This window comes from Bacillus sp. Medicinal_06 (assembly GCF_056711665.1).
Genome location: NZ_JBWYHD010000002.1, coordinates 553,389 through 576,041 on the forward strand (window position 1 = coordinate 553,389; position 22,653 = coordinate 576,041).

The following is a 22,653-nucleotide window of genomic DNA, read 5'->3' on the forward strand; positions in this document are numbered from 1 at the left end:
TTCGGGATTTGTTTTTGCTAATAGGGTTTAGACCAATTGAACTTTTACTGGCAGTAATCTCTCTCATATTATTTCGGAAAGATTACTGCTTGTAAATTAGAGGGGGCGTTTCATTTGAAAAAGATCGGAATCATTGGCGGCACATTTGATCCGCCTCATTATGGACATTTGTTGATCGCAAATGAGGTGTATGATGCACTTGCGCTTGATGAAATATGGTTTTTGCCGAATCAAATTCCACCTCATAAACAGGATCGCAATATTACAAGTGTGGAAAATCGATTAGACATGTTAGAATTAGCAATTGGGCAAGAGGAGTATTTCTCGGTTTGTTTAGAAGAGCTAAAAAGAGAAGGTCCATCCTATACATATGACACTATGTTACAATTGACAAAGAAGCATCCGGACGTGCAGTTTTATTTTATTATTGGTGGAGATATGGTGGAGTATTTACCAAAATGGTATAACATTGAGAAATTACTTCAGCTTGTAACTTTTGTTGGAGTTGCAAGGCCGGGGTACACACTAAATACGCCTTATGAAATCGTCACGGTAGAGATTCCGGAATTTGCTGTTTCATCCTCCTTACTACGAAAGAGACATAAGGAGAAGAAAACGTGCAAATATTTGCTTCCAGAACAAGTACAGGTATATATCGAGAGGAATGGGTTGTATGAATCGTGAGAAAGCACTTGAGATTGTAAAACAACAAATGCATGAAAAACGTTATATACATACAATTGGTGTAATGGAAACGGCAATTGAACTTGCTAAGCTATATGGCGTGGATGAAAAAAAAGCAGAAACGGCTGCTATATTTCATGATTATGCAAAATGTAGACCGATTCAAGAAATGGAAGACATTATTAAGCAGGAAGAGCTGCCGAAAGATTTACTTCACTACAACAAAGAGTTATGGCATGCGCCAGTTGGGGCATACTTAGTAGAAAAAGAAGTCGGTATTACTGACACTGAAATTCTGCAAGCTATTACATATCATACAAGTGGTCATGAAAAGATGACAATGCTTGATAAAGTTATTTATGTAGCCGATTATATTGAACCTGGCCGTAAATTCCCAGGTGTGGAAGAAGCGCGGAAATTAGCAAAGGAAGATATAAATAAAGCTTTATTGTTTGCATTAAAACGTACGATTCAATTTTTAATGGAAAAGGATCAAACGATCTATCCGTTAACATTTCAAACATACAATGCAGTCCTGAAGGAGGAAGTTACTGAATGAAAGATAGAGATTTATTAGTGTTAGCAGCAAAAGCAGCTGATGATAAAAGAGCAGAAGATATGGTTGTACTAAATATGCAGGGGATTTCACCAATTGCAGATTATTTCATTATTTGTCACGGGAACTCTGATAAACAAGTACAAGCAATTGCGCGTGAAATTAAAGCGAAGGCACATGAGTTCCAAATCGACGTACAACGTATGGAAGGTTTCGATGAAGCGCGTTGGGTTCTAGTGGACCTTGGTGATGTGGTTGCGCATGTATTCCATAAAGATGAGCGTGATCATTATAATTTAGAGCGTCTATGGGGCGATGTGCCACGTGAAGATATTACAGAAGAGTTAAGCCAATGAGATATGAGCAATTCGCATTGTTGTATGATGAACTCATGAATGATGTCCCATATGATAAATGGGTAGAATTCACTGAGGAAAGCCTGCAACAGGCAGGCTTGAAAGAGGCGAAAATTCTTGATGTAGCATGCGGGACTGGGAATGTAACACTTCCACTTGTACGAAAAGGTTATGACATAATTGGTGTCGATCTTTCGGAGGAAATGCTAACAGTCGCCCAGCAAAAACTTGGAGGAGAAGGGTATTTTATTCCTTTTTACCAACAAGACATGAGAGACCTGGATGTTCCAGGTGAATTTGATTGTGTGACAATCTTTTGTGATTCATTGAATTATGTATTGGAAGAAGAAGGAATACAAGAGACATTCAGACGAGTATTCCACCATTTGCGTCAAGATGGTCTATTCTTATTTGATGTACATTCTTTATACAAAATTCATCATGTATTTCAAAATGAAACGTACACAGTCAATGGAGAAGAGATAGCTCTTATTTGGAACTGCTTCCCTGGCGAAGAGTCAAATAGTGTAGAACATGATTTGTCATTCTTTGTACAGGATCCAGAGGAAGGTGTATACCATCGTTTTGATGAATGTCACGTGCAACGTGCCTATTCAGTTGAATTCATAACAAAATGGCTTGAAGAAACTGGTTTTACAGTGCTGCGTGTAACGGGCGATTTTGAACGAATGGAAGTCACTGAACAAACGGAGCGTATCTTTTTTATGGCGAAAAAGAATGGCTAAAAAACAAAAGCAACCGATTAGGTTGCTTTTGTTTTGTTTAGAATACAATGTTTTATTGATAGAAAAGTAGAAAAGTAGTATCTATAAAATACAAAAAATAAAGTTTGATAAAAAATCGGATGAGAAAAAGATAAGAAGTTTTAAGAGGATTTTGTATCATTGTGGCGTATTGTTTATGTGTGCTTATCAAATTGCTGCTCTACGCCTTCTAAATCTTCATCGTATTTTTCATGTGTCTGCTCGAATAATTTATGGAACATATCTCCAACGTGATCCTCTAAAATCCGAATGCCTTCTCCTGTAACACCGCCTTTAACACATACTTTCTCTTGTAGAGTTGGTAATGTGAAAATTTCTTTTTCTAGTAATTTCCCCATTCCGATAATCATTTCACTTGCTAAAGTAGTTGCTTCCTCATGAGTAATATTTGTTTTAGCTACAGCAGCGTCAATGAAACGTTGCAGCAAGTAGCTAAAGAATGCAGGGCCACAGCTTGCGATATCAGATGAGACTCTTGTAATATCTTCCCCGATCACAATGGGTGTAGAAATATTTTTAAACAAACGAAGTAACTTTTGTTCCCATTCTCTCGAACAGTTTTTTCCGAATGTGAATAGTGAGGCACCAGAGAATGCTCGGTTTGTGATACTTGGAATAATACGTGCGACGTTGCAAGATACAACCTTTTCTAATTGATTTGCTGATATGGGACTTGTAATAGAAATTAAACATTTTTCATCAGTAAAGTGAGCAGCATGCTTCTTTAAAATTGGATAGATGTCTAAAGGCTTAACGCAAATGAAAATAAGCTGAGAGCGTCCAATTACCTCTTGCACTGTCTTTGCTATATGAACAGAAGGATACTTCTCTTTTATATGATATGCTTTGGCGGGCGTACGATTAATAATAGTAAGGCACGAAGGTTTGACAGCACGGGTTTCTAAAAATGCATTGATTAGTATCTTCCCCATGTTTCCTGTCCCTATAATTCCTATGTTCAATGTTTCATCCCTCCTTCGTAACATCTTTCTCCTAAACAATATGAACTATGTTGTGAATTTATGAATTGGAGGTATTAAAATCATGCAGAATTTTCAAAAGAAGTGGCTCGCTTTATTAGGGGCTATTGGAGTTGTATTTATCTTCTTTATGTGGCAGACAAAGCAGCAAGGTGAGCAACCGACTGTGAAAGTGAATCCAAATGTGAAGAGTGAAGAGAACAAAAGTAAATTAAAAGTAACAGAATCAAAAGAACAGAAAAAAACAATAGTGATTGATGTAAAAGGAGCTGTGCATCGTGAGGGTGTATATGAGATGGGGATGGGCGCACGCGTAAAAGATGGGATTGAAAAAGCGGGTGGCTTTTTGCCCGAAGCTGCTATAGAAAAAGTGAACTTAGCGCAGCTCATGCAAGACCAAATGCTTCTGTATGTCCCGAAAAAAGGAGAGCAAGTGCAGGGAGCTAATCTACCTTCAGGGCAGGAGGGGAAAATTCAAATTAATGTTGCACCAAAAGAACAACTCGAAAAAATAACAGGAATTGGACCTCGAAAAGCAGAAAATATTATGAAATATCGAGAAGAACATGGACCATTTCAAAAAATGGAAGATTTATTGGAAGTAGATGGTATTGGAGAGAAGTCGCTTGAAAAAATAAAAGATAAAATAATTATTCCGTAAGGATTGACGAACTTTTTCTTCTTTCGCTACACTACAAGTAGATGAAAAAGTAGGTGAAGATATGGAACGAATTTCTTGGGATCAATACTTTATGACGCAAAGTCATTTATTATCACTGCGTAGCACGTGTACGAGACTTGCAGTAGGAGCGACGATTGTCCGTGATAAGCGAATTATCGCAGGTGGATACAACGGTTCAATCAAAGGTGGTGTTCATTGTATAGACGATGGATGTTACGTCATTGATAATCATTGTGTTCGCACAATTCATGCTGAAATGAATGCATTGTTGCAATGTGCAAAATTTGGTGCGAAAACAGAGGATGCAGAGATTTATGTTACGCACTTTCCTTGCCTGCAATGTTGTAAAGCCATTATTCAAAGTGGTATTACAGCTGTTTATTACGCACAAGATTATAAAAATCACCCGTACGCTGTAGAATTATTTGAGCAAGCAAATGTAACAGTGAAACATGTTCCGCTTGAATATGGTATTACATCGTTAGAGCAACAAGAGCGTAATTTACAATTAAAAGAACTGTTTTCATCTTTAGAAAAAGATGATGTAACAATGAATGAATTACAACAAGTATTCGCTAAAGCAAAAGAGATGCTATAAGTGCATCTGCTACAAGGGGTGAGTATAAGTTGCGTGGTCAATGGGGCTATATTGCGATCTCGTTTGTTATGGGGATTGCAATCGCCTGTTCCTCGTTTCAGTTGGTGTCTGTTAGTGTATTTGGTTGTTATATTTTATTTTGTATATATCGTACTTCACATCAAGTCCTCGTTTTTTGTATCGTAACATGTGCTAGTAGCTACATCTATACATCATATGTTGAATGGAAAAATCAGCCTTCAAAAGAATTAAACTTTGAAATGACAGAAGGTGTGATTCAAACTACACCTCTTATAAATGGTGATCGACTCTCTTTTCAAATAAAAGTCTCTAATCAAGATACATTGCAATTAATGTACAAAATTCAATCAGCTGAGCAAAAAGAACAGTTGCGGAAATTACATGCTGGTATGACCTGTGGATTTCAAGGAGAAATGAAAGTGCCATCAGAAGCACGGAATTTTCATGGTTTTGACTATCGTGACTATTTACATAAGCAAAAGATTCATTTTTTATTTGAAGCGAAAGAGATTTCAAATTGTACGCAAAATTCTTTAACGTTTATACAGTGGGTCTTTTTATTGCGCCAAAATGCGGTGTCGAAAGTCGTAGAAATGTTTCCCGGACAATCTGGGGCATTTATGAATGCATTGTTGTTTGGTGATCGGCAACTAATGGCATTTGAAGTAGAAGAACGATACCAACAATTGGGCCTTATCCACCTATTAGCGATTTCTGGATCCCATATTGTATTATTAATGGCAATTGGCTATTTTATTTTACTTCGAATCGGAATAACAAGGGAAATGACGACAATATGTCTTGTTGTTTGTATTCCACTTTATATGTTTTTAGCAGGAGCGTCTCCATCTGTCATAAGGGCTTCTGTAACAGGTGTTATGGTATTGCTAGCACTCATGCATTCTATTCGTATTTCAAGTGTAGATGTGCTTAGTATGACGGCTATATTGATGCTGGTATATGATCCTTATATGGTCTTCGATATAGGATTTCAATTTTCTTTTGTTGGTAGTTTTGCGCTTTTGTTATCGGCAAATCGTCTTTTGCATCGTGACAATGGTCTCATTCAAAATACAATCTATCTTTCTGTTATTTCACAACTTGCTAGTATTCCTATTTTGTTATATCACTTCGGTTATTTTTCTCCATATAGCATCTTCCTCAATCTTATATATGTCCCGTTTCTATCTTTTATTGTGCTACCATGTAGCATCGCTATTTTTCTTTTTATGTTATTTGTTCCTTTAGTATCGATAGGATTGGCGCATGGATTATCAGTATGTTTAATGTTTTCTAATGAGATTCTTCAGTATTGTGAAAACCTCCCATTTCTTCGCCTTACTTTTGGACAAACACCTGTATTCCTTGTTGTTTTATATAGTTTTAGTATTATAGGTATATTTGTTGTGTGGGAAAAAACGATCAAAAAATGTATTTTGTCCATAGCTGCTGGATTTTTCCTCTTTATATGTATTAGTCATTATATTTCACCTTATTTCCGTGCCAGCGGAAGTGTGACTTTTATTGATGTTGGACAAGGGGATGCAATCTTGATTCGTCTTCCGTATGACAAGGGAATTTATCTCATTGATACAGGGGGGACAATCTCTGTAAAAAAGGAAGTATGGCAGAAGAAAAAACATGAGTTTTCTGTCGGGCACGATATTCTCATTTCGTTTTTACAAAAAGAAGGTATTCGGAAAATTGATAAGTTAATTGTGACGCATGGTGATGCAGATCATATGGGAGCGGCTAAAGAATTGTTATCTACCATTGTTGTAGAGGAAATTGTATTTGGAAAGAAACGAGAAGATACTGTGCTCGAAAAAGAATTGAGACAAATTGCAAAACAAAAAAATATAAGGGTAAACATCGTGGAAGAAGGGGATAGATGGCAAGTAGATGAAGCATTATTTACAGTGCTATCACCAAAGGGAGAGGAGAATAGGGATAACGATTCATCTATTGTATTATGGGCAAAGTTAGGTGGATTTACCTGGCTGTTTACTGGAGATTTAGAAGAAAAAGGCGAACAGCGAATCATAAAGCAATATCCAGAGTTACGAGCAGATATTTTAAAGGTTGGGCATCATGGTAGTAAGACATCGTCTTCAGCTGCCTTCTTACACCTTATTCAGCCCCAAAAGGCCATTATTTCAGCTGGAGAGCGTAATCGATATGGGCATCCGCACCAACAAGTGCTAGAGCGTTTGTTAGAGCTTGATATTGAAATATGGCGAACGGATAAACAAGGAGGAGTTTTCTATGTTTTTGAAGGCGAAAGGGGAACGTTTCGAAGTAAACTGACATATGATGAAGCACAGAAAAGGTGAAGTGAAAAAGGAAGGCCGCAAGCAGCAGCCTTTAAGAACCAATAAATTTAATAATTGTTGCAATAATGAAAAGTGTTGCGAAAAAACCAAATGAGACGATAAAACCTACCCCTGAATCAATAGCGTCATTGCGTTTACTTTGAACGTTTTGCTCAAATTCATTCATTTAGAATCCCTCCCCAACATTCCATTTTAGTATAAGATATTGTCAGAAAAAAATCTACAATTTCCATATGAAGATAAATAGAGGATATATTTGTAGAAACAGGTGTTAAATCTTATGCAAGTAGAAGGTAGAAATTTGATTTCCAAGCATGTTAACAGTTAACAATTATACTTATCCAGTAGTAGTGAATAATATCGGTAAGGTGGTTACCGCACACCAATAAGAATCCCGGGACTTATTGCGTGGCGTTTTATATAGATAAAGGGACGGGTTATTTAAGCCTGTTCCTTTGTACTTGTAAAACAAAAGATAGCACATTAGTATAGAGATATATTGCCAAGTTAGGGAGTAGGAAAAAGTATGAGTGAGATACATAAGAAGATTAAAAAGAAACAGTTTGCACCATTTTATTTAATATATGGAACGGAAGCTTATTTTATAAATGAAACAATAAAGCTTATAACAACGGAAGCGTTAGCTGAGGAAGATCGTGAGTTTAATGTTGTAACGTATGACTTAGAAGAAGCGTATTTGGAAGATGTAATAGAAGATGCACGAACGCTTCCATTCTTTGGAGAACGTAAAATCTTATTAATTAAATCGCCACTGTTCTTGACATCACAAAAAGAAAAATTAGAACAAAATATAAAGATTTTAGAGGAGTATATTGCAGAGCCTTCTCCATTTTCAATTGTTGTATTTGTAGCTTCTTATGAAAAATTAGATGAGCGAAAAAAAATCACAAAATTATTAAAGAAAACAGCAGATGTAGTAGAAGCTAATGCGATGCAAGTACAGGACGTTCGTAAATGGATTGTGGCTCGTGCGGATGAAGTACATGTACATATTGAAGAAACAGCGGTTAGCTTGCTGTTAGAGCTTGTAGGAAGCAATGTGACGATGTTAGCCAAGGAAATGGATAAGTTGACCCTTTATGTTGGTGTGGGTGGAGAAGTTACAACAGAGCTTGTGGCAGAACTTGTGCCAAAATCAGTTGAACAAAATGTGTTTGCGTTAACAGAAAAGGTAGTAAAAAAGGATATTGCTGGAGCTATGAAAATTTTAGATGGGCTATTTACGCAGCAAGAGGAACCAATTAAATTGTTGGCGTTATTAGTGAGTCAATTTCGTTTGCTCAACCAAGTAAAAGAACTGCAGCAACGTGGGTATGTGCAGAATCAAATTGCTTCGCATATTGGTGTTCATCCATACCGGGTAAAATTGGCGATGAATCAAACGAAATTTTTCTCGTTTGAAGAATTGAAAAAAGTTATTTTAGAGTTAGCTGAAGCTGACTATAGTATGAAAACGGGGAAAATGGATAAGAAACTTGTCTTAGAGTTTTTCTTAATGCGTTTAAATCATATTGGATAAATAAAAGCGGAAGCTCTAGCTGAATAAAATACAAAAAAGTTCATGCCATTTGTTGCGTGAATTTTTTTGTATATAAAAAACGATCCAAATGGATCGTTTTTTAAACGCCTTACGCGTTTACTTGTTTCGCTAAGCGAGATTTTTGACGAGCTGCAGCGTTTTGGTGGATAAGACCTTTACGAGCTGCTTTGTCAAGTTTTTTAGAAGCAGTTTTGAAAGCTTCTTTAGCATTTTCAAGATCGTTATTAGTAACTAAAGCTTCTACAGTTTTAACAGCTGAACGCATGTCAGACTTGATAGAAGCGTTATGTGCACGACGCTCTTCGCTAAGTTTAGCGCGTTTGATAGCAGATTTGATGTTTGCCATACTTTTCACCTCCCTGGTGCGATCGAGTGACTCGATACTTACATAGAACAAGTGATATTCTATCAAACAGAGAAGAGAATTGCAATAGCGAGATCAATGAAATTTCATGTAAAGGAAAGAATGGCCTTAAATAATTTTGGGGAATCTAACTATATTTACTATGAATTACGGAGGAGATAGGATGAAAGAACCATTAGATTTAAGTAAATATAGTGTGAGAACAGACCTTGCAGTAGAAGCTCATCAAATGTTGCAAGAACGTCAGCAAGAACAAACGGGAGTCCAAGGTGTTATTGTAAAAGAACGTGAAGAAGAAGGGATTACGATTACGAAAGTGATCATCGATGAGAGCGCTTCTGAAGCAATGGGTAAAAAACCAGGGAATTATTTAACGCTTGAAGTGCAAGGGATTCGTCAGCAAGATACGGAATTACAGCAAAAGGTAGAGCGTATTTTTGCAAAAGAATTTTCGTATTTATTAGAAGAAATTGGGATATCTAAAGAGGCGAGCTGTTTAATCGTTGGGTTAGGGAATTGGAATGTAACACCAGATGCGCTTGGTCCAATCGTTGTAGAAAATGTGCTTGTGACACGCCACCTTTTTAAATTACAGCCTGAAAGTGTAGAAGATGGGTATCGTCCTGTTAGTGCGATCCGTCCAGGTGTCATGGGAATTACAGGGATTGAAACGAGCGATGTCATTTATGGCATCATTGAAAAGACAAAACCGGACTTTGTGATTGCAATTGATGCACTTGCTGCTAGGTCTATTGAACGAGTAAATAGTACGATACAGATTTCAGATACGGGAATTCATCCTGGATCAGGTGTAGGAAATAAACGAAAAGAACTAAGTAAAGAGACGCTCGGAATTCCTGTGATTGCGATTGGTGTTCCGACGGTTGTAGATGCTGTTTCCATTACGAGTGATACGATTGATTTTATTTTAAAACATTTTGGTCGTGAAATGAGAGAAGGTGATAAACCGTCTCGCTCTTTATTACCAGCTGGCTTTACATTTGGAGAAAAGAAGAAATTAACAGAGGAAGATATGCCAGATGAAAAAAGCCGTAATATGTTTTTAGGGGCAGTAGGTACATTGGAAGATGAAGAAAAGCGAAAATTAATATATGAAGTGTTAGCTCCTCTTGGACATAATTTAATGGTGACACCGAAAGAAGTAGATGCATTTATTGAAGACATGGCAAATGTGATAGCAAGTGGTTTAAATGCAGCGCTTCATCATCAAATTGATCAAGATAATACAGGTGCCTATACACATTGATGAGAAGGGACGGCCTGATTTGAGTCGATTTATGCTTCAGTGTATGAGCTGTGTTGTTCTGTTTCTTTTTTTGCTGCTAATCGGAATTGGAATCGCTAATCATGGCTTAAAAAGCATGAAAGGTTATCGGCAGCCAACGTATGAACAAATTGCCCAGATGACAGGAACTGGGAGTGGGAATGTTGATCCGGAAATTTTAGGAGGCACATTTTCGGCATGTGAAAAACAAAAGCAGTTAGAAAGTCTCAGAAGTTTTAATGCTGTAGAAGGACTGGGAATGGGGATCGCGGAATTTACTCGAGGTCTCGCTAAGTTTAGTACAGATATAGTAATTGGGAAAATAAAAGATATTTTTCATCAATTGGGATAATAAAAAGAGGTTGTCTTATCATTTTGTAAGGCAGCCATTTTTTTGTTATAAAAAGGTTTGTCTCGTTTGCTCTGCTCGCATAAGATAAAGAGAGGAAGATTTGTCCTATAAGCAGCACGAGTTTTCATTGAATCTTTGCTGCTCTATTGATATAATCAGTGCTAGTGTATATTGGCGAGACTATTAGGAGTTGAGAACATAGATGAATAAAGAAGAAAGAGCAAAAAGACAGTCCAAAATTCGTAACTTCTCCATCATTGCTCATATTGATCACGGAAAGTCAACGTTGGCAGACCGTATTTTGGAGAAAACAAATGCGTTAACACAGCGCGAAATGAAAGCTCAATTACTTGACTCTATGGATTTAGAGCGAGAGCGTGGTATTACAATTAAATTAAATGCAGTTCAATTAACGTATAAAGCAAAAGATGGTGAAGAATATATTCTTCACTTAATTGACACACCAGGACACGTCGATTTTACGTACGAAGTGTCTCGTAGTTTAGCGGCTTGTGAAGGTGCAATTCTTGTTGTCGATGCAGCGCAAGGTATTGAAGCGCAGACGTTAGCGAACGTATATTTAGCACTTGATAATAATTTAGAGATTTTACCGGTTATTAATAAAATTGACTTGCCAAGTGCTGATCCGGAGCGTGTTCGTCAAGAAGTAGAAGATGTAATCGGTTTAGATGCATCAGAAGCTGTACTTGCTTCTGCAAAAGCTGGCATTGGTATCGAAGACATTTTAGAACAAATCGTTGAAAAAGTACCAGCTCCAGAAGGTGACCCGGAAGAGCCACTTCAATGTATGATTTTTGACTCTTTATATGACCCGTACCGTGGTGTAATCGCATATATCCGTGTTGTAAACGGTACGGTAAAAGTTGGCGATAAAGTACGTATGATGGCAACTGGTAAAGAGTTCGAAGTAACAGAAGTAGGTGTATTCACACCGAAAACAACACAGCGTAAAGAATTGACAGTAGGCGATGTAGGATTCTTAGCAGCATCTATTAAAAATGTGGGAGACACACGTGTCGGTGATACAATCACACATGCGAAACGTCCAGCAACAGAACCATTACCAGGTTATCGTAAATTAAATCCAATGGTGTTCTGTGGTTTATACCCAATTGATTCCGCGCGTTATAACGATTTACGTGATGCATTAGAAAAACTTGAATTGAATGATTCTGCTCTTGAGTTTGAACCAGAAACATCTCAAGCGTTAGGATTTGGCTTCCGTTGTGGATTCTTAGGATTACTTCATATGGAAATCATTCAAGAACGTATTGAACGTGAATTTAAAATTGATTTAATTACAACAGCACCAAGTGTAATTTATAAAGTATATTTAACAAACGGGGAAGAAGTTGTTGTAGATAACCCATCTAACATGCCGGATCCGCAGTCTATTGATCGTGTAGAAGAGCCGTTTGTAAAAGCGGCAATTATGGTTCCAAATGATTATGTTGGGGCTGTAATGGAAATTTGCCAAGGGAAACGCGGTGCGTTTATCGATATGCAATATTTAGATGAGACACGTGTTACGTTAACATATGAAATCCCGCTTTCTGAAATCGTATATGACTTCTTTGATCAATTGAAATCAAATACGAAAGGCTATGCATCCTTTGATTATGAGTTAATCGGTTATAAGCCGTCTAAACTTGTGAAGATGGATATTCTTTTAAATTCTGAACAAGTTGATGCTTTATCATTTATCGTACACCGTGATTCAGCGTATGACCGTGGTAAAGTAATTGTAGAAAAATTAAAAGAATTAATTCCAAGACAACAGTTTGAAGTACCGATTCAAGCGACAATTGGGAACAAAGTTGTAGCGCGTTCTACAATTAAAGCGATGCGTAAAAACGTACTTGCAAAATGTTACGGTGGTGACATTTCTCGTAAACGTAAACTTCTTGAAAAACAAAAAGAAGGTAAGAAGCGTATGAAATCTGTTGGTTCTGTAGAGGTACCACAAGAAGCGTTCATGGCTGTATTGAAAATGGACGATAATTAATGAAAAAGGAGCCGTTTATGCGGCTTCTTTTTTGTATCAGCATACTTTTTTAGACATCTTTACGTCTCTCCTTTACAATAGTTAGGATACTTTTTCGTACAAAAAAGTGGAGATTGATATAGAGTTAGGAGACGAATGATGTCTGAAAATATTCGAAAAGATATTCAAGAAAAGATACAAAAAGGTAATTTTAATTGTGAAAAGGAATTAACTCTTTCTATTATTAGTGGAAAATGGAAAGTTGTTATTTTATGGCATTTAGGTGTAGAAGGGCCGCATCGCTTTAGTGAGTTGCAACGACTATTTCCAAACATTTCTCATAAAGTTTTGTCAAATCAACTAAAAGAATTAATGGAAGATGGAATTATTGGTAGGACAGTATATCCAGAAGTGCCTCCACGCGTAGAATATTTTATGACTGATTTAGGCATGACGCTTTTACCGATCGTCGAAATGATGTATGATTGGGGGAAAATGCGAATGAAGCAAATTCGTAAAGGGTTAGAGAAGTAAAGGAGCCTCCGAAATGCGGAGGTTTTCTTTTTAGAAAGGTAGGAGTGAAGTTTGATGCAAGCTGCATATATTCATATTCCGTTTTGTCAGCATATTTGTCACTATTGTGATTTTAATAAAGTTTTTATTGAGCGTCAGCCAGTTGATCGATATTTGGAGTATCTAGAGAAAGAGATAATAAATACGGTTCAAAAGGTACCATTTGAAAATATGAAAACGATTTTTGTCGGGGGCGGGACACCAACGGCGTTAAATATGGAGCAGACAAAAAAACTGCTTGATATTATTAATCGTCGTTTGCGTCCGTTCGCTCCAAACTGTGAATTAACGTTTGAAGCGAACCCTGGAGATTTGCCGAAAGAAAAGTTGAACTTGCTATTAGAGGGCGGTGTGAACCGAATTAGCTTTGGTGTGCAAACGTTTCGCGATGAATTGCTAGAGAAAATTGGACGTAAGCATACGAGAGAAGATGCGTTTGTAGCAATTCGTGAGGCACAGGAAGTTGGTTTTACGAATATTAATGTCGATTTAATTTACGCATTACCAGGACAAACGATAGAAGATGTGAAAGAAACGTTAAATATCGCATTCACACTCGGTGTACAGCACTTTTCTGCGTATTCTTTAATTGTTGAACCGAAAACTGTCTTTTACAATCTAATGAACAAAGGGAAATTAAGGCTTCCTGGTGAAGACCATGAGGCGAAGATGTATGAAATGGTAATGGATGAGATGAAAAAGCATGGTTACCACCAGTATGAAATTAGTAATTTTTCAAAAGAAGGCTATGAAAGTAGACATAATCTCACATACTGGAATAATGAAACATATTATGGTTTTGGAGCTGGGGCTCATAGTTATGTAAATGGTGAGCGAATTCAAAATGTTGGCCCGCTTAAGCAGTATTTTTCTAAAATCGATGAGACAGGATTCCCTTATTTAGATGTCCATGAGGTAACAAAAAAAGAAAGAATGGAAGAGGAGTTATTTTTAGGGCTTCGAAAAACAAAAGGAGTTTCTAAGTTAGAATTCCAAAAGAAATTTGGCACGGAGATGGATGAAGTCTTTGCAGGGCAGTTGCTGCATAATAAAGAGCATGGATTACTGGAGGAAAAAGATGGTCATGTTTGTTTAACAAGGCAAGGGAAGTTATTAGGGAATGAAGTGTTTCAATCGTTTTTAGTTGATTAACTAGATGTTTCGTGTACATGAAAAAGTTTTACTATTTCGTGACGTTTCCGTTGACAATTGAATGTCAATTTTGGTAAGTTATTAATAGATTTAGCACTCGAAGATAAAGAGTGCTAACAGAGGTGATGATGAGATGCTTACGGAACGTCAGCTCTTAATTTTACAAACGATTATTGATGACTTTATTGGATCAGCACAGCCTGTTGGGTCAAGAACGTTAGCTAAGAAAGACGAAATTACGTTTAGTTCAGCGACCATTCGAAATGAAATGGCTGATTTAGAGGAACTAGGATTTATTGAAAAAACGCACAGTTCCTCCGGTCGTGTTCCTTCAGAAAAAGGATATCGATTTTACGTAGATCATCTTTTAGCACCACAGAATTTACCCAATGAGGAGATTGTACAGATTAAGGATTTATTTGCTGAAAGAATTTTTGAGGCAGAAAAGGTTGCCCAGCAATCAGCTCAAATTTTATCAGAACTCACAAATTATACGGCGATAGTTCTTGGGCCGAAAGTGAGTACAAATAAGCTAAAAAATGTACAAATTGTTCCGCTTGATCATCAAACAGCAGTCGCGATTATCGTAACGGATACAGGGCATGTACAAAGTAAAACGATTACCGTTCCGGAATCTGTTGATTTATCAGATTTAGAAAAGATGGTTAATGTTTTAAATGAAAAGTTATCGGGTGTACCGATGGCAGAATTACACAATAAAATTCTTAAAGAGATTGTGACAGTTCTACGCGGCTACGTCCATAATTATGATAGTGCAATAAAAATACTAGATGGTACATTTCAAGTGCCTTTATCGGAAAAGATATACTTTGGCGGGAAGGCGAATATGCTTTCGCAACCGGAGTTTCATGATATCCAAAAGGTACGCTCCTTGCTGACAATGATCGATAATGAAGCCGCATTTTACGATATTTTACGTAATAAAAAAGTCGGCATTCAAGTGAAAATCGGTCGTGAAAATTCTTCGACAGCTATGGAAGATTGTAGTTTAATTTCTGCAACCTATTCTATTGGAGAAGAGCAGCTTGGAACAATTGCAATCTTAGGTCCGACGAGAATGCAATATTCTCGTGTGATCAGTCTGTTACAATTGTTTACAAGACAATTTACAGATGGTTTGCATGGATTGTATAAACCAAAATAATAAATTCACTCGAGTGATGAACAGAATCATTGCTGGTGTGTAACATAAAAACTATGCGTGGATGCTCATGCTTAGCATGAGCCCTGGTTCCTTTTAAGGAGGTGAAAGTTGTGGAAGAGCGTAACGAAAAAGTAGTTGAAGAAACGAAAGAAACGCAAACTGAAGAAACTATTACAGCAGAAAATAATGAAGAAACTGCAGTAGAAGAAAAAAGTGAAGCGGCTCTTTTACAAGAAAAAGTAGACGAATTGCAAGCGAAGCTGACGGAAACGGAAGGGCAAAAGCTACGTCTACAAGCTGATTTTGAAAACTATAAGCGCCGCGTTCAATTGGATAAGCAAGCGGCTGAAAAATATAGATCACAAAGTCTTGTGTCAGATATTTTGCCAGCTCTTGATAACTTTGAAAGAGCGATGCAAGTGGAAGCAAGTGATGAGCAAATGAAATCCTTATTACAAGGGATGGAAATGGTATATCGTCAATTGCTAGAAGCGCTGACTAAAGAAGGTGTTGAAGCGATTGAGGCTGTTGGTAAACAGTTTGACCCGCATGAACATCAAGCTGTTATGCAAGTAGAAGACAGCGAATTTGAATCAAACGCGATTGTGGAAGAATTCCAAAAAGGTTATAAACTAAAAGATCGTGTGATTCGCCCATCAATGGTAAAAGTAAATCAATAATTTACATAAATGTAGGAGGTTTCGCCATGAGTAAAATTATCGGTATTGACTTAGGTACAACAAACTCTTGTGTAGCTGTTATGGAAGGTGGAGAACCAAAGGTTATTCCAAATCCAGAAGGAAACCGTACAACACCTTCTGTTGTAGCTTTCAAAAATGAAGAACGTCAAGTTGGGGAAGTAGCGAAGCGTCAAGCAATTACAAACCCAAATACAATCATGTCTGTTAAACGTCATATGGGTACAGACTACAAAGTAGAAGTTGAAGGTAAAAACTACACACCTCAAGAAATTTCTGCAATCATTTTACAAAACTTAAAAGCTTCTGCTGAAGCATACTTAGGTGAAACAGTAACGAAAGCTGTTATTACAGTGCCAGCATACTTCAACGATGCAGAACGCCAAGCAACAAAAGATGCTGGCCGTATCGCTGGTTTAGAAGTTGAGCGTATTATTAACGAACCAACAGCAGCTGCGCTTGCTTACGGTTTAGAAAAGCAAGACGAAGAGCAAAAAATTCTAGTATATGACTTAGGTGGCGGTACATTTGATGTATCTATCCTTGAGTTAGCAGACGGAACATTTGAAGTTATTTCAACTGCTGGCGACAACCGTCTTGGTGGTGACGACTTTGACCAAGTTATCATTGATCATTTAGTAGCTGAATTCAAAAAAGAAAACAACATTGACTTAAGCCAAGACAAAATGGCACTTCAACGTTTGAAAGATGCAGCTGAAAAAGCGAAAAAAGATCTTTCAGGTGTAACGCAAACACAAATTTCATTACCATTCATTAGTGCTGGAGCTGCTGGTCCATTACATTTAGAATTAACTTTAACAAGAGCGAAATTCGAAGAGCTTTCAGCTAACTTAGTAGAAAGAACATTAGAACCAACTCGTCGTGCATTAAAAGACGCTGGTCTATCTCCAAATGAGTTAGATAAAGTTATTCTTGTTGGTGGTTCTACTCGTATTCCAGCTGTACAAGAAGCGATTAAACGCGAAACTGGTAAAGAACCATATAAAGGTGTAAACCCTGATGAAGTTGTAGCATTAGGTGCTGCAGTTCAGGGCGGCGTACTTACTGGTGATGTAGAAGGCGTACTATTATTAGATGTAACACCACTTTCTTTAGGTATTGAAACTATGGGTGGCGTATTCACAAAATTAATCGAGCGTAACACTACGATTCCAACAAGTAAATCACAAGTATTCTCAACAGCTGCTGATAATCAACCTGCAGTAGACATTCATGTACTACAGGGTGAGCGTCCAATGTCAGCTGACAACAAAACATTAGGTCGTTTCCAATTAACGGATATTCCACCAGCACCACGTGGTATTCCACAAATCGAAGTAACATTCGATATTGATGCGAACGGTATTGTTAACGTACGTGCGAAAGACTTAGGAACAAGCAAAGAACAAGCAATTACAATTCAATCATCTTCAGGTCTTTCTGATGAAGAAGTAGATCGTATGGTAAAAGAAGCAGAAGCAAATGCGGATGCTGACCAAAAACGTAAAGAAGAAGTTGAACTTCGTAATGAAGCTGATCAACTTGTATTCCAAACAGATAAAGTTGTAAAAGATTTAGAAGGCAAAGTAGATGCAGCTGAAGTAGCGAAAGCAACAGAAGCGAAAGAAGCATTACAAGCGGCAATCGAGAAAAATGATCTTGATGAAATCCGTGCGAAAAAAGATGCGCTTCAAGAAATCGTACAACAACTAACTGTAAAATTATATGAGCAAGCTCAAGCAGCTGCTGGCGCTCAGCAAGCAGAAGGTGCACAAGGTAACGCTGGTGCAAAAAATGACAATGTAGTTGATGCTGAGTTTGAAGAGGTAAAAGAAGACAAGTAATAAAGTAAAATAAGTAAGATGACAAAAAGTCAAAGTCAAGCGTGCCTTGGCTTTGGCTTTTTTCACACATAAGAAAATGGTTTCTTAGGAACTAAGTTTTTCATCTGAGGGTCTTACGTTTTGCTTTTTGCATACTGTAAGTGAGGAAACTTTGTTGCAAAGCACTTTCTTTCGGTGTTAAAATTACGTTTATGTGAAAGATTCGGGGGTTACAAATTTATGAATAAAAGAGATTATTATGAGGTGCTTGGCCTTAGCAAGGGCGCTTCAAAAGATGAAATTAAAAAAGCATACCGTCGTTTGGCGAAAAAATATCATCCAGACGTAAGTAAAGAAGAAAATGCAATTGAAAAGTTTAAAGAAGTACAAGAAGCATATGAAGTGTTGAGTGATGATCAAAAACGTGCGCAGTACGATCAATTTGGTCATGCTGATCCAAATCAAGGTTTCGGAGGTTTTGGCGGAGGAGACTTTGGTGGAGGCTTCGGATTTGAAGACATCTTCAGTTCATTCTTTGGTGGAGGTGGCGGTCGACGTCGTGATCCAAATGCACCACGCCAAGGTGCTGACTTGCAATATCAAGTTACTTTAGATTTTGAAGAAGCAATTTTTGGTAAAGAATTAAATGTTGAAATTCCAGTGGAAGACCCTTGTGATACATGTCATGGCAGCGGAGCAAAACCAGGAACTTCAAAAGAAACATGTAAGCATTGTTCAGGAACAGGTCAAGTGAGCATAGAACAAAATACGCCGTTTGGTCGCATTGTAAATCGTCAAGCATGTAAACATTGTTCAGGAACAGGCCAAATGATTAAAGAGAAATGTACAACATGTCATGGCTCTGGAAAAGTACGTAAACGTAAAAAAATTAACGTTAAAATTCCAGCAGGTATTGATAATGGCCAACAAATCCGTGTGTCTGGTAAAGGTGAAGCGGGTGTGAACGGTGGCCCGTCTGGAGATTTATATGTCGTTGTTCATGTAAGAAATCATGAATTCTTCGAGCGTGATGGAGATCATATTATTTGTGAAATGCCATTAACATTCGCGCAAGTAGCACTTGGTGCTGAAGTGGAAGTTCCAACTGTTCATGGGAAAGTGAAATTAAAAATTCCAGCAGGGACACAAACTGGGACGGAATTCCGTTTAAAAGGAAAAGGAGCTCCAAATGTACGCGGATATGGTCAAGGTGATCAATACGTAGTGGTTCGTGTTGTTGTACCGACGAAATTAACATCACATCAAAAAGAATTACTGCGTGAATTTGCAGGGCAAGAAGATCAAGATGATAGCTTATTCGGAAAGCTTAAACGAGCTTTCAAAGGGGAATAATGGAAATAAAAAATGGAGTTGGTAAATTGTGAAATGGTCAGAAATTAGTATTCATACAACAGAGGAAGCGGTAGAAGCTGTCTCTCATATTTTACACGAAGCAGGTGCTAGTGGCGTAGCGATTGAAGATCCGGCAGAGTTAACAAAAGAGCGTGAGCAACAGTATGGTGAAATTTATGCGCTCAATCCATCTGAATACCCTGAGGATGGTGTGTTAATAAAAGCATATTTTCCACAAACGGATTCTTTACATGAAACAGTTGCAAGTGTAAAATCATCTATTGATGTACTCCCATCTTTCGACATCGAAATTGGTACAGGAAATATTACGATTAATGAAGTCGATGAGGAAGACTGGGCTACTGCTTGGAAAAAATATTATCATCCAGTTCAAATTTCTGATACATTCACAATTGTGCCGACATGGGAAGAATATACACCTTCTTCTCCAGATGAAAAAATTATTGAATTAGATCCAGGTATGGCATTTGGTACAGGGACGCATCCAACAACAACGATGTGTATTCGTGCGTTAGAAAAAACAGTTGAGCCAGGAAATACAGTCATTGATGTTGGAACAGGGTCTGGTGTATTAAGTATTGCTGCCGCAAAATTAGGTGCGGCATCTGTTCAGGCATATGACCTAGATCCAGTTGCAGTTGAAAGTGCAGAGATGAATGTTCGTTTAAATAAAACGGACGATGTCGTATCTGTAGGGCAAAATAGTTTATTAGAGGGTATTGAAGGTCCAGTAGATTTAATTGTAGCGAATTTACTTGCGGAAATTATTCTACTATTCCCTGAAGATGCAGCGAGAGTTGTAAAACAGGGCGGGCTATTTATTACATCTGGTATTATTGCAGCAAAAGAAAAAACGATTTCTGAAGCTCTAGAAAAAGCTGGATTTACAATTGAAGAAGTGTTAAGAATGGAAGATTGGGTAGCAATCATTGCACGAAATGCGTAATATATAATTTATGATTATAATGAATGGAGAAGTCTCTCGCTATAAAGGTGAGGGACTTGCCGTTTGTTATATTAAAATGATAACGTTTCGTTCTTTTCGTAAGTGCGGACTTACGAAAGGAACGAAACTTTGCTAAGGTGATGAGATGCAACGTTATTTTGTAGAAGAGAAGTATGTAAATGATGCAAGTATTCGTATTATAGGTGATGATGTGCATCATATCGCAAGAGTGATGCGTATGTCAGCTGGTGATCACATTTATTGCTGTGTAAACGGTAAAACAGCGATGTGTACAATTGCTGAAATTACCAGTGAATTTGTGGATAGTGCTATTGTAGAATGGATAGAGGCATCGAGCGAGCTGCCAGTGTTCGTAACGATTGCAAGTGGACTGCCAAAAGGAGACAAGCTAGAGTTAATTTTTCAAAAAGGAACTGAGCTTGGAGCAGCCGCATTTTTACCATTTCAAGCATCTCGATCTATCGTAAAATGGGATGCGAAAAAAGCAGATAAAAAAGTTGAGCGTTTGAAAAAAATTGTGAAAGAAGCAGCGGAACAATCGCATAGAAGTGAAATTCCAGATGTACATGTTCCCGCATCATTTAAGCAATTGCTTGCGATGAGCAGTGATTATGATGTTTGTCTTGTGGCATACGAAGAGGAAGCAAAGCAAGGTGAAAAAGCTAATTTTGCGAAAGCTTTAACGGCACTTGAACGTGGTCAAAAACTGTTGATTGTATTTGGCCCAGAAGGTGGCTTATCTGAGGAAGAAATTTCTGCGCTTCGTGAACATAAATTTGTACCATGTAGTTTAGGACCGAGGATTTTACGAACAGAAACGGCCCCGCTTTACGCGTTAAGTGCCGCTTCTTATCATTTTGAATTGATGGGGTGATGATCAATGGCAACTGTTGCGTTCCATACGTTAGGTTGTAAAGTAAACCACTACGAAACAGAAGCGATTTGGCAATTGTTTAAGCAAGGTGGTTATGATAGAACTGAATATGAAAAGAAAGCTGATGTGTATGTAATCAATACATGTACAGTCACAAATACTGGAGATAAAAAAAGCCGTCAAGTTATCAGGCGTGCTGTACGTCAAAATCCAGATGCTGTTATCTGTGTAACGGGATGTTACGCACAAACATCTCCAGCAGAAATTATGGCAATTCCAGGCGTGGATATCGTTGTGGGTACACAAGATCGTGAAAAAATGCTAGGATATATCGAAGAATATCGTAAAGAGCGTCAGCCGATTAATGCTGTCCGCAATATTATGAAAACACGTGTATATGAAGAATTAGATGTACCTTATTTCACCGACCGTACACGTGCATCTTTAAAAATACAAGAAGGCTGCAATAACTTCTGTACGTTCTGTATTATTCCTTGGGCACGTGGTTTGATGCGTTCTCGTGACGGGAAAGAAGTTATTAAACAAGCGCAGCAATTAGTGGATGCAGGTTATAAAGAAATCGTCTTAACTGGTATTCATACAGGTGGATACGGTGAAGATATGAAGGATTATAACTTAGCTGGATTACTTCGCGACATGGAAGCTGATGTAAATGGTTTGAAACGTCTTCGTATTTCTTCTATTGAAGCAAGCCAAATTTCAGATGAAGTAATTGAAGTATTAGATAAATCTGAAGTAGTTGTGCGCCACTTGCACATTCCGCTGCAATCAGGATCTAACACTGTATTAAAACGTATGCGCCGTAAATATACGATGGAATTTTTCCAAGAGCGCTTAGATCGTTTGAAAGAGGCACTGCCAGGTCTTGCGATTACATCAGATGTAATTGTTGGTTTCCCTGGTGAGACGGAAGAGGAGTTTATGGAAACGTATAATTTCATTAAAGAAAATCGTTTCTCTGAACTACATGTTTTCCCTTATTCAAAACGAACAGGTACACCTGCAGCTCGTATGGATGACCAAATTCCTGAAGATGTGAAAAATGATCGTGTTCATCGTTTAATTGAATTATCGAACCAGTTAGCGAAAGAGTATGCTTCCCAATTTGAAGGGGAAGTTCTTGAAATTATTCCAGAAGAGCCTTTCAAAGACGGAGATCGTGAAGGGCTATATGTAGGTTATACAGATAACTACTTAAAAGTTGTGTTTGAAGGATCTGAAGAATTAATTGGTAAACTAGTCAAAGTGAAAATTACAAAAGCTGGCTACCCATATAACGAAGCGCAATTTGTTCGTGTTCTTGAAGAGGATGTAAAAAAAGAATCAGCAAGTGCGTAATATGAAAGCATGCAAACGAAAAGGTTTGCATGCTTTTTTATTTGGAGGATAAGTTAAGATATGAAGTTGTAATATTTCATGCTATAATGCTAACCGTTATGGTTGT

The 22,653-nt window shown here is 37.6% G+C and carries 23 protein-coding genes; 20 read left to right on the top strand and 3 right to left on the bottom strand.

Annotation, left to right across the window (positions count from 1 at the left end; genetic code table 11):
- Window positions 1–114 precede the first annotated feature (114 nt).
- From AC1M36_RS06455 to AC1M36_RS06470, 4 genes are read left to right on the top strand one after another with little or no spacing between them, the layout of a single operon-like run.
- Window positions 115–684, top strand: coding sequence for a nicotinate-nucleotide adenylyltransferase (locus AC1M36_RS06455; protein ID WP_479845662.1), 570 nt, complete (start codon window positions 115–117; stop codon window positions 682–684).
- On the top strand, window positions 674–1,243 hold the full coding sequence (gene yqeK, locus AC1M36_RS06460; protein WP_431613267.1) for a bis(5'-nucleosyl)-tetraphosphatase (symmetrical) YqeK: 570 nt from the start codon (window positions 674–676) through the stop codon (window positions 1,241–1,243). Before AC1M36_RS06455 ends, yqeK begins: the two co-directional genes overlap by 11 nt.
- A complete protein-coding gene (rsfS, locus tag AC1M36_RS06465; protein ID WP_336450155.1) occupies window positions 1,240–1,596 on the top strand; it encodes a ribosome silencing factor in 357 nt (118 codons plus the stop codon). Before yqeK ends, rsfS begins: the two co-directional genes overlap by 4 nt.
- On the top strand, window positions 1,593–2,342 hold the full coding sequence (locus AC1M36_RS06470) for a class I SAM-dependent DNA methyltransferase (protein WP_479845663.1): 750 nt from the start codon (window positions 1,593–1,595) through the stop codon (window positions 2,340–2,342). Before rsfS ends, AC1M36_RS06470 begins: the two co-directional genes overlap by 4 nt.
- Window positions 2,343–2,515: 173 nt before the next feature.
- On the opposite strand, the gene comER is transcribed toward AC1M36_RS06470, so the two are convergent.
- On the bottom strand, window positions 2,516–3,343 hold the full coding sequence (gene comER / locus AC1M36_RS06475) for a late competence protein ComER (protein ID WP_336450153.1): 828 nt from the start codon (window positions 3,341–3,343) through the stop codon (window positions 2,516–2,518).
- Window positions 3,344–3,425: 82 nt separating this feature from the next.
- Here comER and AC1M36_RS06480 point away from each other — a divergent pair, with 82 nt between their 5' ends.
- From AC1M36_RS06480 to AC1M36_RS06490, 3 genes are all read left to right on the top strand, one after another.
- Window positions 3,426–4,022 (top strand): helix-hairpin-helix domain-containing protein, encoded by a 597-nt coding sequence (locus AC1M36_RS06480; RefSeq protein WP_336450152.1) that lies wholly within the window; start codon window positions 3,426–3,428, stop codon window positions 4,020–4,022.
- Window positions 4,023–4,083: 61 nt separating this feature from the next.
- Window positions 4,084–4,641: a ComE operon protein 2 gene (locus AC1M36_RS06485; RefSeq protein WP_336450151.1), complete on the top strand. Its 558-nt coding sequence runs from the start codon at window positions 4,084–4,086 to the stop codon at window positions 4,639–4,641.
- A gap of 29 nt (window positions 4,642–4,670) precedes the next feature.
- Window positions 4,671–6,995, top strand: a complete 2,325-nt coding sequence (locus AC1M36_RS06490; RefSeq protein WP_479845664.1) for a DNA internalization-related competence protein ComEC/Rec2 — start codon at window positions 4,671–4,673, stop codon at window positions 6,993–6,995.
- Between the two features lie 31 nt (window positions 6,996–7,026).
- Here the strand turns inward: AC1M36_RS06490 and AC1M36_RS06495 are convergent, their stop codons facing one another.
- On the bottom strand, window positions 7,027–7,161 hold the full coding sequence (locus AC1M36_RS06495) for a YqzM family protein (protein ID WP_001001652.1): 135 nt from the start codon (window positions 7,159–7,161) through the stop codon (window positions 7,027–7,029).
- 360 nt (window positions 7,162–7,521) lie between these two features.
- Between AC1M36_RS06495 and holA the strand changes: the two genes are divergently transcribed.
- A complete protein-coding gene (gene holA / locus AC1M36_RS06500) occupies window positions 7,522–8,535 on the top strand; it encodes a DNA polymerase III subunit delta (protein WP_336450149.1) in 1,014 nt (337 codons plus the stop codon).
- A gap of 109 nt (window positions 8,536–8,644) precedes the next feature.
- On the opposite strand, the gene rpsT is transcribed toward holA, so the two are convergent.
- Window positions 8,645–8,902, bottom strand: coding sequence for a 30S ribosomal protein S20 (gene rpsT / locus AC1M36_RS06505; protein WP_001274011.1), 258 nt, complete (start codon window positions 8,900–8,902; stop codon window positions 8,645–8,647).
- Window positions 8,903–9,083: 181 nt separating this feature from the next.
- Between rpsT and gpr the strand changes: the two genes are divergently transcribed.
- The 12 genes from gpr (at window position 9,084) to mtaB (ending at window position 22,547) form a co-directional block, all read left to right on the top strand.
- Window positions 9,084–10,187 (top strand): GPR endopeptidase, encoded by a 1,104-nt coding sequence (gene gpr / locus AC1M36_RS06510; RefSeq protein WP_336450148.1) that lies wholly within the window; start codon window positions 9,084–9,086, stop codon window positions 10,185–10,187.
- 19 nt (window positions 10,188–10,206) lie between these two features.
- Window positions 10,207–10,557: a DUF3679 domain-containing protein gene (locus AC1M36_RS06515; protein ID WP_420792320.1), complete on the top strand. Its 351-nt coding sequence runs from the start codon at window positions 10,207–10,209 to the stop codon at window positions 10,555–10,557.
- Between the two features lie 202 nt (window positions 10,558–10,759).
- Window positions 10,760–12,583 (top strand): elongation factor 4, encoded by a 1,824-nt coding sequence (gene lepA / locus AC1M36_RS06520; protein ID WP_336450147.1) that lies wholly within the window; start codon window positions 10,760–10,762, stop codon window positions 12,581–12,583.
- 138 nt (window positions 12,584–12,721) lie between these two features.
- On the top strand, window positions 12,722–13,096 hold the full coding sequence (locus AC1M36_RS06525) for a winged helix-turn-helix transcriptional regulator (protein ID WP_336450146.1): 375 nt from the start codon (window positions 12,722–12,724) through the stop codon (window positions 13,094–13,096).
- Window positions 13,097–13,147: 51 nt separating this feature from the next.
- On the top strand, window positions 13,148–14,287 hold the full coding sequence (hemW, locus tag AC1M36_RS06530; RefSeq protein ID WP_336450145.1) for a radical SAM family heme chaperone HemW: 1,140 nt from the start codon (window positions 13,148–13,150) through the stop codon (window positions 14,285–14,287).
- Between the two features lie 133 nt (window positions 14,288–14,420).
- Window positions 14,421–15,452 (top strand): heat-inducible transcriptional repressor HrcA, encoded by a 1,032-nt coding sequence (hrcA, locus tag AC1M36_RS06535; RefSeq protein ID WP_336450144.1) that lies wholly within the window; start codon window positions 14,421–14,423, stop codon window positions 15,450–15,452.
- A gap of 110 nt (window positions 15,453–15,562) precedes the next feature.
- Entirely contained in the window at window positions 15,563–16,132 is a 570-nt protein-coding gene (gene grpE, locus AC1M36_RS06540) for a nucleotide exchange factor GrpE (RefSeq protein WP_336450143.1), read from the top strand.
- Window positions 16,133–16,158: 26 nt separating this feature from the next.
- The gene (dnaK, locus tag AC1M36_RS06545; protein WP_479845665.1) at window positions 16,159–17,994 is read left to right on the top strand and encodes a chaperone protein DnaK; all 1,836 of its coding nucleotides are present in this window, start codon (window positions 16,159–16,161) and stop codon (window positions 17,992–17,994) included.
- A gap of 219 nt (window positions 17,995–18,213) precedes the next feature.
- Complete coding sequence (dnaJ, locus tag AC1M36_RS06550; protein ID WP_336450141.1) at window positions 18,214–19,326, top strand: chaperone protein DnaJ; 1,113 nt, start codon at window positions 18,214–18,216, stop codon at window positions 19,324–19,326.
- A 28-nt stretch (window positions 19,327–19,354) separates the two neighbouring features.
- Window positions 19,355–20,293 (top strand): 50S ribosomal protein L11 methyltransferase, encoded by a 939-nt coding sequence (gene prmA, locus AC1M36_RS06555; protein ID WP_431613472.1) that lies wholly within the window; start codon window positions 19,355–19,357, stop codon window positions 20,291–20,293.
- 145 nt (window positions 20,294–20,438) lie between these two features.
- A complete protein-coding gene (locus AC1M36_RS06560; RefSeq protein ID WP_336450139.1) occupies window positions 20,439–21,188 on the top strand; it encodes a 16S rRNA (uracil(1498)-N(3))-methyltransferase in 750 nt (249 codons plus the stop codon).
- A 6-nt stretch (window positions 21,189–21,194) separates the two neighbouring features.
- Complete coding sequence (mtaB, locus tag AC1M36_RS06565) at window positions 21,195–22,547, top strand: tRNA (N(6)-L-threonylcarbamoyladenosine(37)-C(2))-methylthiotransferase MtaB (protein ID WP_336450138.1); 1,353 nt, start codon at window positions 21,195–21,197, stop codon at window positions 22,545–22,547.
- Window positions 22,548–22,653 lie beyond the last annotated feature (106 nt).